Origin of the sequence: Nostoc sp. C052 (assembly GCF_013393905.1) — a bacterium.
Lineage (GTDB): Bacteria > Cyanobacteriota > Cyanobacteriia > Cyanobacteriales > Nostocaceae > Nostoc.
Window position 1 is genome coordinate 5996099 of the sequence record NZ_CP040272.1, and the last position, 12841, is coordinate 6008939.

The window sequence follows — 12841 nt, forward strand, 5'->3', positions numbered from 1 at the left end:
GCCTGTACCTTTGTAGATACTTAACTACAAACGCAAGCAATAGCATTCCAGATCGTCAGTTTAAAACCCTTCAGTGACTTAATAGATCCAGTTGAGTTTTTTTATGCAGTTTTCTGAGTAGTGCGGATAGTGCGTCTATTCCACCCCCATACCGTTCGGTTAAGGAATTTTTTGGTTGAGGTAGGGGTAGAAGAGAAGCATGGGGAGAGAAGAATTACTAAACAATAATCCTCTTGCCTCAAGAGCCTCCCCTGCTTATCTGAGCAGTATTGGGTAGAGAGGGATACCCGCCCCGCTGCTTTAGTAAGAAAGTCATTGGTACTAATGACTTTCTTACTAAAAACTCCATCCCGCAAGTGGCGTGGAGTTTTTTATGAGTGGAGTATTCACTAATTCTGTACTCTGTATTCTGACTCTTGATTTATCACTAACGATTTAGTTGTTTCAGCCTTACGTATGAAAAAATTATGTCTAATTTAGATAATTCTCATGTCTATAGTTAGATACACAAAATAGAGCCGCTTGTTAGGATGATATCGATGCAATGACAGCTTAAATATAATTTAATGTGCTGTTTGTAAAATATTAAAATAAAGATAATTTGGACGTTTTTCTAGGAGTCAATGATGAATATGAAGTCTCAAAAATTTCGTAAGTCTGCTGAGTTATTTGGCGCTATTTGTGGAGGATTACTGATTAGCCTGCCAGCAATTCCTCAAGTATTAGCACAAGAATCTATTCCCAAAATTAACCCTTGTCCTCGTATTTTTTACGAAGAACCACACAATAATCAGGTTGTAGTACCACAGGGATGTCCTCCCAACGCGCTAACAGAAAGACTAGCCGCTCAAGGGCTTCTTCCTGCACCTGCTACTCCATCACAAGAGCAAACAAGATTGGGTGTCGGTGGTGGTGAAGCCCCAGAACCAGGTGTCAGGCTACCACGCCCAAACCCTGGAAATCAAACTCAACAGCCTTCACCAGGAGCGGTTTCTACCGATCAACAACCACAACTACAACCACGACAAACCCCTAGTGCGACGATCGCACTAGCTAATGGTATGGTTAATGTCAGGTTAGTAAATGAGACTGCGGCTAATGTAACTTTCCAAGTGATTGGTGATACGGCACCGCGATCGCTACAAGGTAAGTCAGATGTAACACTGCAAAATCTCAAAGCACCAGTAACAGTGACATTTGAACGAGAAGATGGCGGACAGTTAATAGTGACTCCACAAGGCTCTTCAGAACCAGGAAGCTTGGAAGTGACGTTTAAGGAAGCCACCAACGCAGCACAGGGTAGAAGTGCAATGAGAATAGAACGAAGCGGCTCAGTGTTCTTGAACTAATCAAACGTGAGTTCGATAAACGTCTGCCTGCCTTGAACTTTAGTTCAAGTCTGTCCCTCTCCGAGTCGGAGAGGGACGGTTTTGCATATTAAATCCGGGGAGAGGTCTTTTGATGAATACGAATTATATAACGTCTCTGCTTATCTTCAACATTTTATTTCCACCAGGCTGTAGTTCGTATTCAACCTTTTCAATCTCGATATTGTAACCTTTTGAAGTGTAATATTTAACTATTTCATCTAAATGTTGTGAATGTTTCCACATTAAAGTTATCAAGGGAAAAATTCGGACTTCTTTAGCAATACGCAACATCTCGTCTACTGAACTTAAGTGAAAATCGTAGTCGAGATGATCTGAATATAAAAATAACAAATGCGAACAAAGAGCTAGATCAAATTCTTGATTATTATACGCCAATTTTGGTAATTCACCGACTATATACCTGTTGCTCTTTTTGCCAGTTTCATAATCAGATAAAAATTCTTGGGTAACTTTAACTCGATTGTGTCGCAAATCATCAGGGGATTTATGATAGCTCCATACCCAATCATTCGATGTCGCCTTGACTTGGTTAATGATGTTATCTACCACTTCATTAAATCTTTGCAATATTTCATCACCGGAAAATTGGTATAGTGGATCGACAGAAACTACACTTTTACCTTGACGTGTCATTTCTGCATTAAAGCTTGCTGGACCATCTCCAATCCCAATGATGCTTTTGTTTAAATCTGCGTTTGTTAAATTGAATATTTTTATATATTCATCCATTGACCTACCAAAAGGAACTACTTTCTCTAAAACCATTGCCATAAAATTCACCTCATAAATAGACTGATGAAACAGGATAATAGCAAACTCAAAAATTTTGATGTACTGCTAGACGGCAATCATTCAGAAGCACCTCAAGTTCTTTGACAACCTTCAAAGGATTTCTACCTCTAAATACAGCAGCGATCGCAGCTTCATAAGGATTTCTACCTGTTCTTTTGACAGCATCTATTGCAGCTTTATTTGATAATCCTCGGACACTAACTAACCAAGCCGCTAACACATGTCCAGTGCGTCCAATTCCACCAGCGCAGTGTACAACAACTTTCTCATTTTGTTTATCGGCTTCTATTAAGAAAGGAAGTATTTTCTGGGTGAGGTTTTCTAAATCAGATAAATGAAAATCTGCAATTGGTGCAGAGCAAACTAGCTGATTACCAAATTCCTTTTTGTATATGCCCAAAAGATCCGAGTAAGAAGCTAGCTGTTGTTCATCAAGAAGGCAGCAAACACGCTTGATATCTTGGCGCTTCATGAATTCTACCCAATCTTGAACGTTCTTGTCAGTGTATCCAGGTCGCGCAGCACCAAAGACTATTTGCTCTTTCTCCCAAGCTGGGGCAAACTTATACATATCTAACTGTCTAGAGTCGAGGTTGGTAAATCTCATCAATGGCAGAAAATGGCGATCGCAGCAATAGCAACGATTCAAATCAAAGTCGCCAATCCGTATCTAGTTGCTACAGTCGGGGTGAAAAATACTAAGCTGGTAGATAGCACGTTAAAACTTTAGCGGAAATTCGCGATGCCTGCGGCGGGCTACGCCAACGCATTCATCGGCGGTTTAGAATTCTCCATTGGCGAACTACCTGTAATTACATTATGTTTGATGCATTATCTGACCGTTTAGAATCCGCCTGGAAAAAACTGCGGGGACAGGACAAAATTTCTCAATCCAACATTCAAGATGCATTGCGCGAAGTGCGCCGCGCCTTGTTGGAAGCAGATGTTAACCTCCAGGTAGTCAAAGATTTTATTAGCGAAGTCGAAGCCAAGGCACAGGGCGCCGAGGTGATTACTGGCGTGCGACCTGACCAACAGTTTATCAAAATTGTTCACGATGAACTAGTGCAGGTGATGGGAGAAGAAAATGTTCCCATCGCAGAAGCCCAGGAACAGCCTACGATTATTCTGATGGCTGGGTTACAAGGTACTGGTAAAACCACAGCTACCGCTAAGTTAGCCTTACATCTGAGAAAATTAGAGCGTAGCTGTTTGTTGGTGGCGACAGACGTATATCGTCCAGCAGCGATCGATCAGTTGCTAACCTTGGGTAAGCAAATTGATGTACCAGTATTTGAACTAGGAAGCGATGCCGATCCCGTAGAAATTGCCCGACAAGGTGTAGAACGCGCTAGGGCAGAAGGTGTAAACACAGTAATTATTGATACTGCTGGTCGTCTGCAAATTGACGAAGATATGATGGCGGAATTAGCCCGCATCAAAGCAACCGTCCAACCCCATGAAACTCTGTTAGTGGTGGACGCGATGACTGGTCAAGAAGCCGCAAATCTTACCCGCACCTTCCACGAGCAGATTGGCATTACTGGGGCAATTCTCACCAAATTAGATGGTGATAGCCGTGGCGGTGCAGCGCTTTCAGTGCGAAAGATTTCGGGAGCGCCGATTAAATTTGTGGGCGTGGGTGAAAAAGTCGAGGCACTGCAACCCTTTTATCCCGATCGCATGGCATCTCGGATTCTGGGTATGGGTGATGTGCTAACCCTGGTAGAAAAAGCCCAAGAAGAGTTTGACATAGCCGATGCTGAGAAAATGCAGGAGAAAATTTTGTCAGCAAAGTTTGACTTTACTGACTTTCTCAAGCAGTTACGGATGCTAAAGAACATGGGTTCTCTGGGAGGCTTGATCAAGATGATCCCAGGGATGAACAAGCTTTCAGACGATCAACTCAAGCAGGGAGAAACCCAGTTAAAGCGCTGTGAGGCGATGATTAACTCCATGACTCGCCAAGAACGCCATGACCCCGATTTATTAGCCAGTTCTCCCAGTCGGCGGCGGCGGATTGCTGCTGGCTCCGGCTATAGAGAGTCAGATGTGACTAAACTGGTGGGTGATTTCCAAAAAATGCGATCGCTCATGCAGCAAATGGGTCAAGGTGGCTTTCCTGGAATGCCGGGAATGTTCGGCGGTGGCGGTATGGGTAACGCCTTCGCGGGCGCTGGGAATCGTCCCCCTGCCCCCGGATGGCGGGGTTATGATGGTGCCTCAGCCACGAAAAAGAAAAAACCCAAAGATAAAAAGAAAAAAGGCTTCGGCAATCTTTAGTTATTGGGCATGGGGGATTGGTAATTTGCTAATGACCGAATGGCACTAAGAAAAGGCAAAAGGCTTGTGTCACCTCGTTCCCAGTCTGAAGACTGGGAACGTATTCCAAGAGGCTCTGCCTCTGGTCAGCCCACTGGAGGCGGAGCCTCCGAGAATGGGTTCCCAGCCTGAAGGCTGGGAAGCAGTTAGGGCAAAGCTTATAGCTAGCTTTTCTTAGTGCCATTCGCTAATGACCAATGACCAATGACCAATGACTAATAGCAGCAAATGCTAGGCAGTGCTAAAATTAGCATTTCGACCTCAGAATTTATCAGCAGAGGAAAGTAACCCTCAATTTCTCGGCAACAGCCAGATTTAGGTTACTTCCTTACCAATTAGTTGCTAACTAATGTCTAAACAATAGGAGAATGATTCTTCAACCATGATCAAACTGCGCCTGAAGCGATTCGGTAAAAAACGGGAAGCAAGTTACCGCATTATCGCCATTAACAACCTCGCTCGCCGCGATGGCCGTCCCTTAGAAGAATTGGGTTTTTATAACCCCAGAACTGATGAAGTGCGACTAGACGTTCCCGGTATCGTCAAGCGACTACAACAAGGCGCTCAACCCACTGACACGGTACGTCGCATTCTAGTAAAAGCTAATGTTTTTGAACAGGTCAGTGCAACAGCCGCATCATAATTTCGGAACAAAACTCCCAACAGCTAGCCCAAACTATGTTGAGCTGGTTCGCTTTTTGGTGCAGCCGTTTTTGGAATCTCCAGAGACTTTAAGCGTCGATTGTGAAATTTCTCAGGCCCTCAAACGGGTTTGGGTTCGCATCGCCTTTGAAAGCGCAGATAAAGGGAAAGTGTTTGGTCGAGGGGGACGCAATATTCAGGCGATTCGTACAGTAATTGCCGCAGCCGCAGCCGCAGCTGGGCAATCAACATACCTGGATATCTATGGCAGCACCACTCCAGGCCGCGAGGGTATGTCTTTTGATGAAGACACAGAAGAGCGATCGCCACCGCCGACTAAGAGAGAACCGCGTGCAAATGATGGGCCTAAACCCATTGTTAAACCGCGCCTCCGCTAGGTTGAAACTAGATAGTAAATCTGAGCGGTTGTTGTTAACTCCGCTCAGAATTTTTGCAAAGATGGAAAGTAGCAAAAAGGTTTTTGGATCTTTTTTTTAACTCTTCACTGAATTTTAAATTTTGGATTTTGGATTTTGGATTAATCCAAAATCCAAAATCTAACAAAATCTTTTCCTGTACTTCTTGTAAGAGTTGCCCACGAATTGATCATCCAATACAGTTCAGATAACCACAAAACACTTGTAGAGACGGCGATTTATCGCGTCTCAAAAACCCAAAATTGTTGCCAGTAGCGCTTAACTCAAGCGTATTGATTTATAATCATTTTTTCAAACAAAATGTTAAGTAATAAAAGCATAATTTTGCCGTTAGCAAGAAAATATTAACCTTTGTCAAAAACAGATCCTCACCAATTAAAAAATCCTATGGCAGGTGCCTTAACAATTCAACTGCCGAATATTCCCAGTGCGATCGCTCTAGCCGGAGATGGAGAAGAAAATCTCAAAATCCTATCTCGGCAAACAGGAGCCATTTTGGTGCTACGCGGACAGGAATTAGTGATTTCTGGTACTGAAGGGCAAATTGATCTGGCTTCTCGATTAGTGCGATCGCTTGAAGACCTCTGGATTAAAGGTAATACTATTTCCAGTGCCGATATTTTAACAGCTCGTCAAGCCATAGATAGCGATCGCCAAGGAGAACTCCAAGATTTACAGCGAGATATCCTCGCCAAAAGTCGCCGGGGTGAAGAAGTCCGTGCCAAAACCTTTCGCCAGCGTCAATATATCGACGCACTCCGTAAACGCGATCTCACCTTCGGCGTTGGCCCTGCCGGTACTGGCAAGACTTATCTCGCTGTTGTTGTCGCGGTGCAAGCACTCCTTGCCAACCAAGTTGAAAAGCTAATTTTAACTCGCCCTGCTGTCGAAGCCGGTGAAAAACTCGGTTTTTTGCCTGGAGACTTACAGCAGAAAGTTAATCCCTATCTTCGCCCACTTTACGATGCTATTTATGAGTTTATTGACCCAGAAAAAGTACCAAGTTTAATGGAACGCGGTGTGATTGAAGTCGCACCACTCGCCTATATGCGTGGACGTACTCTCAATAACGCTTTTGTAATTGTCGATGAAGCGCAAAATACTACACCCGCTCAAATGAAAATGGTTTTAACTCGTTTGGGTTTCCGTTCGCGGATGGTGATTACAGGCGACATGACACAAACTGATTTACCACTTCACCAACAATCAGGTTTAGGGGTGGCTTTACAAATTTTAAAACACGTTGAAGGCATTGCCTTTTGTGAATTTTCTCAAAGAGATGTCGTGCGCCATCCTTTAGTTCAGCGTATTGTGGCTGCTTATGAACAATATGAAAAGTAGTCATTAGTCATTGGTCATTAGTCATTAGTAAAAAACTCAGAAAGGATAACAATTTATGAGTACTACTTTGAAAGAATTTTTAGAAGCTTGCGAGACTTTGGGAACTTTGCGTTTAATTGTTACTAGCAGCGCTGCTGTATTAGAAGCACGGGGCAAAATTGAAAAGCTATTTTATGCAGAATTGCCCAAAGGTAAATATGCAAATATGCACACCGAAGGCTTTGAGTTTCACTTGAATATGGATAAAATTATTCAGGTGAAATTTGAAACAGGTGAAGCGAAGAGGGGAAATTTTACAACCTATGCAATTCGGTTTTTAGATGACAAACAAGAATCTGCTTTGAGCCTATTTTTACAATGGGGTAAACCGGGAGAATATGAACCAGGACAAGTGGAAGCTTGGCTGGCTTTGAAAGAGCAATATGGGGAAGTTTGGCAACCTTTACCAGCAGAAACTTAATGCGTAATACTTTGGAAAAATAAGCTAAATTGAGAAAAGTCTCTATGTGAAATGTTTCCAAATCTTGGAGATTTTTAGAATGAAATGGACACTTGATGAAGCCCAAAAACAGCTACCCTCAATAATTAATGCGACTAGTCAAGAACCTCAGCTAATCTACACTGAAGAGGAATTGGTGGCCGCAATTCTAGATCCTGAGCTTTTTCAAGAATTTTTGAACTGGCGACAAAAAGCTACGAAAACATCTCTAGCTCAAGTCTTTAAAGAACTTCAGCAGTTATGTACTGAAGAAGATTATAGCTTAGAGATACCACTGCGAAGCAACCGTAACAATCCTTTTATTGAATAGGAGGATGAGTAATCTTTGTGATACTAATATTATCAGTGAGTTGACTCGTCCGATTCCAAATCCAGGGGTGATAACATGGAGCGGCACTGTGACATCTATTAACTTAAGTGTTATTACAATTGAGGAAATTTATTATGGTTTAACAGCGAAGCCTAATTCTAGAATCCAAAACTGGTTTGAAAACTTTCTTACAACTCACTGTCAAATTTTCCCCATCACCTCAGAAATTGCCAAGTGTTCGGGTGAATTGAGAGGCTTTTTGAGGACTCAAGGTAAACCCCGTTCGCAAGCTGATATACTTATTGCAGCAACAGCCAAAATACATTCCATGACTCTTGTTACTAGAAATATTAAGGATTTTGAGGGTTGTGATATATATACACTGAACCCATTTCAGCTATAACAATTGTGACACTAGAATAGTCTTATTGACATTATAAGACTGTCTTGAGTAGCTCTCACTAAAATCAATAAGAGTCGATAGTATAGATTAATTTTTAATCAATAAATAATAAACGTTAAATATAAAATTGCTAATGTTTTGTATAAAAGCGATTTGGAGTTTTTGCTTAATTGCTTTTTTCCTGCTATGGAGTGGAGAAGCTGAAGCCGGAGAGTTATCTGAACGGTTAACCAACTTTCCCCAATGGGAAAAGTTAACTTCAGTGCAACCAGCATCGGGAGATTTAGTTTACCCTGAATGGATGGCTGGTACTTGGAAAGTTACAAGTACTTTGGTAGATTTAGCTGCGCCTTTAGCACCAGAGATTGTAACTCCAGGGTTTGAAGGTAATCGCCGACAATTAAATCAGCCTGTGAGTTTTGTAGTAAGATTTGTAAAAGAACAACCATCTATTACTGGACTAAAAATATTTCCCCAGATAGATTACAAATCCCCAATTTTAGTAGCAGATAGAGCATTTAATAGCTTGAATTTGGCAAGGGCTTATTTAGGGGATGAAGCAGTGTTATCAGTGAAAGTAGATCCAGATTCACCTAATCGTCAAATTACATTCTTGCGTAGCAGTCGGCAACTAGTTTCCATTGTGACTGCACGAGCCACAGAAAATCCCCATGATGGCAAATTCATCACCACAGAAGTGTTTCAACAACTATTTAAAGGCGGTTCACGCCCCTATTTAAACTCTGTAGAATCTACCACCGCTTATCATAAACTTTCAACATCTAATCCAGTGATTGAAGCAGATCAAGTTACTGCTGTTTATCTTTCACCCCAAGATCCAGATTACTTTAAAGCGGGTTCTCGACCAGTTGCTCTCTATCGCTATCGCCTTGAATTTTTCCCTCAAGAACTGCCAACTACTCCCAAAGGGTGATTTGTCATCTAGCTCTTGACTACTTTGTAATACATCTGTAGTATATAAATTCCAAGTTTACGATCGCGCTCTTGGACGGTGTGCATCATGGCCAAATTTCAAGATATTGTCAATTACTTTCGCTCTGACTGGAAACTAAGTGTTTTTAGTATTGCAGCATCCGGCGTTTACGAAATTATTGATTTGGTTGTCCCTTATGCAATCGGGCAGATTTTAAACATTCTGTCTGCTCAACCATTGGATAAACCACTTCAAAGTGCGATCGCAACTTTTTCTGATATCACCAATTACCCAGTCACTAAAACTCTATCTTTGAGTATATTACTGGGTTTAGTTTTCGTTGTCACTGTACTGAGAGCGCCAACACAACCTTGGTTAACCCATTGGTTTCATTGGGATATAACCTTAAGGTTGCGTCGGCAGAAAGCCCAAACAGCCATCGAAAAGATTCTCACTCTCCCACTAGAATTTTATGATGAAAATAACCCTGGACGCATTGCGGGAAGAATAGCTAGAGGTATTTCTAACCACACTTTTACGTACCCTGAGATTGCGGGACAATTGATTCCTAAACTAGTTCGGGTGCTGGGAATTTTCGTATTTATCTTAGTGATTGAGTGGCGAATTGCGATTTTATATCTGATTTCCTTTACGGTTATTCTTAGCTTTACCTTGAAGGATTTAAAGCAGCTAATTTGGCACGAAACTATACTAGATAAATATGGAGAAGATACAGAAAGCCGCAATTCTGAACTGATTACTAACATCAAAACGGTGAAGGCATTTGCTACAGAAGCTAACGAACTGAAGCGGCAAAAGCAACGTTTGGATCGTGAACTAACGGTGGTTGAGTATCGTGTCCACAAAGGTTATGTGAAACTGGCTACTTGGCAAAGAACTGTAATTCAGTTCTGCGTATTTACTATCCTGGGTTTGGCTCTAGCAGCAACAGTAAACGGTAGAATTTCTCTCGGTCATTTTGTCATGACTTTAACTCTTTCTAGCATGGCCTATGCTGAATTAGAACCTATTAGCAATTTGGCAGAACTTTTTGCCCGTCGTTATTCTTCCATGCTGCGGTTTCACGAATTTCTCCAAGAGCCAACTGCACCTGATTCAGCTAGTCTTTTAGAAGAGAGTAATCAGACAGAATCACCCTATAAATTTACTGGAAAAGTTGAGTTGTCCCATGTCAGTTTTGGATATGATGCCAACCGTCAAGTTTTACAAGATATCAACTTATTGATTGAGCCATACCAAACAGTGGCATTAGTGGGGCGTTCCGGTTCTGGTAAGTCTACTTTAGTGAAATTGCTGTTGCGCTATTTTGAACCTCAAGCAGGTCAAATTCTGATTGATGGTCAAGATATTCGCACTTTGAATGTGGGTAAATATAGACGAAGGCTAGCGATCGTTCATCAAGAAGTAGACGTTTTCAACGGTACTATCTTGGATAACCTCACCTATGGTAGAACGAATGCGACTTTGGAACAAGTTAAGGAAGCCTGTAGAATTGCCAGAGTCGATGAAATAGTGCAGCAACTACCCCAAGGTTATTACACCGTCGTGGGAGAACGAGGTGTCAGGCTATCTGGAGGACAAAGACAACGTTTGGGAATTGCTAGGGCGTTGCTAGTGGAACCAGACGTATTAATTTTTGACGAAGCCACCTCTAGTTTAGATTATGAGTCTGAGCGTTCAATTCAGCTAGCGATGCGATCGATTCAGGGTACTTGCACCACCATTGTGATTGCCCACCGTTTAAGCACAGTGCGAGAAGCTGATAAAATTGTCGTTCTAGAGCAAGGAAAAATTGTAGAAGTGGGTAGCCACCATGAACTCTTGCGCCACGAAGGCATTTATCGCCGCTTGCACTCCTTGCAAGAAACAGGAGAACTTCTGAGTTAGGTGATATACACCTTTTAGATTTTAAATTTTAGATTGACCACAGAATAAATCCGCTTGATTCAATCGACTTTATTCACAATAAGGTCGATTTTTTCTAATTTTACCCAACAGTATGCGATTTATCGCGTCTAGAAAACCTAAAATTGTTGCCAGTAGCCCTTAACCTAAGCGTATTAGATTATAGTTTTATTTAGAAAATATCGTTAACACAATGGCGGTTTTTGCCGACCATCCAACCTTTCATCCGAGAATAAAGTTTTGCACCTGACTCAATCCACCTTCTTGAATCGATAATTATGCAATCATTTTGCAGTAAAATTAATCGTCAAGATAGAGGAGGGCTTTGAGATGACTCGTGTCATCATTGTGCGCCACGGTCAAAGTGGTTATAATACCGAGCGGCGTATCCAAGGACGCACTGATGCGTCAACATTAACCGAAAAAGGTCGTAACGATGCCAGTAAAGTAGGCAAAGCCCTCAGCAATATCTTATTTAATGCAATTTACAGCAGTCCTTTGCAACGAGCAAAGCACACAGCAGATATTATCCATAGTGAGTTAGCTAATCATGCTGAACAATCTGCTGTACTCCAAGTTTCTAATTTACTCTTAGAAATTGACCTACCTTTATGGGAAGCACTGCTGACTTCTGAAGTCAAGCAGAAATTTGCCGAAGACTATCGCACTTGGCATCAACGCCCAGACGAACTGCGGATGTTGCTTAATGATGCACAGGGAACAAGAGAACATTATCCCGTTCTTGCTTTATACGAACAAGCAAGGCAGTTTTGGCAAGAAACTTTGTCTCACCATCAAGGCGAAACTATTCTGATTGTGGGACATAACGGAATTAATCGCGCCCTGATTAGCACAGCACTAGGAATTTCTCCCAGTCGCTATCACTCAATACAGCAATCTAACTGTGGCATCACTGTATTAAATTTTGCTGGGGGGTTGGGCGAACCAGTCCAGCTAGAATCCTTAAATCAGACGCAACACACCGGAGAATCTTTACCCTCATTGCGACCGGATCATCAAGGAGTACGATTGTTGCTGGTGCGTCACGGCGAAACTGACTGGAATCGCCAAACTAGGTTTCAAGGACAAATTGATGTCCCCCTCAACGACAACGGTAGACAACAGTCACAAAAAGCAGGCGAATTTCTCCAAAAGGTAGCAATTGATTTTGCTGTAAGCAGCACAATGTTGCGTCCTAAAGAAACAGCAGAGATTATTTTAAAACAACATCCGAATGTAAAGTTAGAGTTGCAAGATGGTTTAAGAGAAATCAGTCATGGACTTTGGGAAGGAAAATTAGAAACCGAGATAGAGCAGGAGTTTCCAGGAGAGTTACAACGCTGGCGACTAGTACCAGCCGAAGTGCAAATGCCCGAAGGAGAAAATTTGCAACAGGTGTGGGAACGCAGCGTTGTTGCTTGGCAATCAATTGTACAAGCCGCATTAAATAATGAATTCAAAACTGTATTAGTAGTAGCTCATGACGCTACTAACAAAACTCTGCTTTGTCACATTCTGGGCTTATCGCTGGAAAATTTCTGGAATTTTCGCCAGGGTAATGGCGCAGTCAGTGTTATTGACTATCCTTCTGGAATCGATGGTTTACCAGTTTTGCAAGCGATGAACATCACCACTCACTTGGGTGGAGGCGTACTAGATAAAACAGCAGCGGGGGCGTTGTGAGTAATGAGTAATGAGTAATGAGTAATGAGTGAGGAGTTAAGTTAAAAGTGAAAAATTATGAGTTATGAATAAAGTTAAAAATGATGAGCAAGGGACAAATAACTGGTAAATCTTAACTCATAACTTGTAACTTCTAACTCCTAACTTTATTTTTAACTCCT

At 42.0% G+C, this 12841-nt stretch carries 13 protein-coding genes; 11 read left to right on the plus strand and 2 right to left on the minus strand.

What is annotated here, in order from left to right; translation table 11 throughout:
* Positions 1-626 precede the first annotated feature (626 nt).
* Positions 627-1349, plus strand: a complete 723-nt coding sequence (locus tag FD723_RS24765; RefSeq protein ID WP_179069270.1) for a hypothetical protein — start codon at positions 627-629, stop codon at positions 1347-1349.
* 123 nt (positions 1350-1472) lie between these two features.
* Here the strand turns inward: FD723_RS24765 and FD723_RS24770 are convergent, their stop codons facing one another.
* Complete coding sequence (locus FD723_RS24770; RefSeq protein WP_179067739.1) at positions 1473-2162, minus strand: SAM-dependent methyltransferase; 690 nt, start codon at positions 2160-2162, stop codon at positions 1473-1475.
* Positions 2163-2208: 46 nt separating this feature from the next.
* On the minus strand, positions 2209-2754 hold the full coding sequence (locus FD723_RS24775; RefSeq protein ID WP_179069271.1) for a dual specificity protein phosphatase family protein: 546 nt from the start codon (positions 2752-2754) through the stop codon (positions 2209-2211).
* Between the two features lie 248 nt (positions 2755-3002).
* Here FD723_RS24775 and ffh point away from each other — a divergent pair, with 248 nt between their 5' ends.
* From ffh to FD723_RS24825, 10 genes are all read left to right on the plus strand, one after another.
* Positions 3003-4466 carry a signal recognition particle protein gene (gene ffh / locus FD723_RS24780; RefSeq protein ID WP_179067740.1) on the plus strand — a complete coding sequence of 488 codons (1464 nt, stop codon included), beginning with the start codon at positions 3003-3005 and terminating at the stop codon, positions 4464-4466.
* A 421-nt stretch (positions 4467-4887) separates the two neighbouring features.
* The gene (rpsP, locus tag FD723_RS24785; protein WP_179067741.1) at positions 4888-5148 is read left to right on the plus strand and encodes a 30S ribosomal protein S16; all 261 of its coding nucleotides are present in this window, start codon (positions 4888-4890) and stop codon (positions 5146-5148) included.
* Positions 5111-5545 (plus strand): KH domain-containing protein, encoded by a 435-nt coding sequence (locus tag FD723_RS24790; protein ID WP_179067742.1) that lies wholly within the window; start codon positions 5111-5113, stop codon positions 5543-5545. Before rpsP ends, FD723_RS24790 begins: the two co-directional genes overlap by 38 nt.
* 426 nt (positions 5546-5971) lie before the next feature.
* Positions 5972-6925: a PhoH family protein gene (locus FD723_RS24795; RefSeq protein ID WP_179067743.1), complete on the plus strand. Its 954-nt coding sequence runs from the start codon at positions 5972-5974 to the stop codon at positions 6923-6925.
* A gap of 55 nt (positions 6926-6980) precedes the next feature.
* Positions 6981-7385: a ChuX/HutX family heme-like substrate-binding protein gene (locus FD723_RS24800; protein WP_179067744.1), complete on the plus strand. Its 405-nt coding sequence runs from the start codon at positions 6981-6983 to the stop codon at positions 7383-7385.
* Between the two features lie 79 nt (positions 7386-7464).
* Positions 7465-7734, plus strand: coding sequence for a prevent-host-death protein (locus FD723_RS24805; protein WP_179067745.1), 270 nt, complete (start codon positions 7465-7467; stop codon positions 7732-7734).
* A gap of 4 nt (positions 7735-7738) precedes the next feature.
* Positions 7739-8137, plus strand: coding sequence for a type II toxin-antitoxin system VapC family toxin (locus FD723_RS24810; protein WP_179067746.1), 399 nt, complete (start codon positions 7739-7741; stop codon positions 8135-8137).
* A 133-nt stretch (positions 8138-8270) separates the two neighbouring features.
* Complete coding sequence (locus FD723_RS24815) at positions 8271-9071, plus strand: DUF6816 family protein (protein ID WP_179067747.1); 801 nt, start codon at positions 8271-8273, stop codon at positions 9069-9071.
* A gap of 87 nt (positions 9072-9158) precedes the next feature.
* Positions 9159-10979, plus strand: a complete 1821-nt coding sequence (locus FD723_RS24820) for an ABC transporter ATP-binding protein (RefSeq protein WP_179067748.1) — start codon at positions 9159-9161, stop codon at positions 10977-10979.
* Positions 10980-11327: 348 nt separating this feature from the next.
* Positions 11328-12680, plus strand: coding sequence for a histidine phosphatase family protein (locus tag FD723_RS24825; RefSeq protein ID WP_179067749.1), 1353 nt, complete (start codon positions 11328-11330; stop codon positions 12678-12680).
* Positions 12681-12841: the final 161 nt, after the last annotated feature.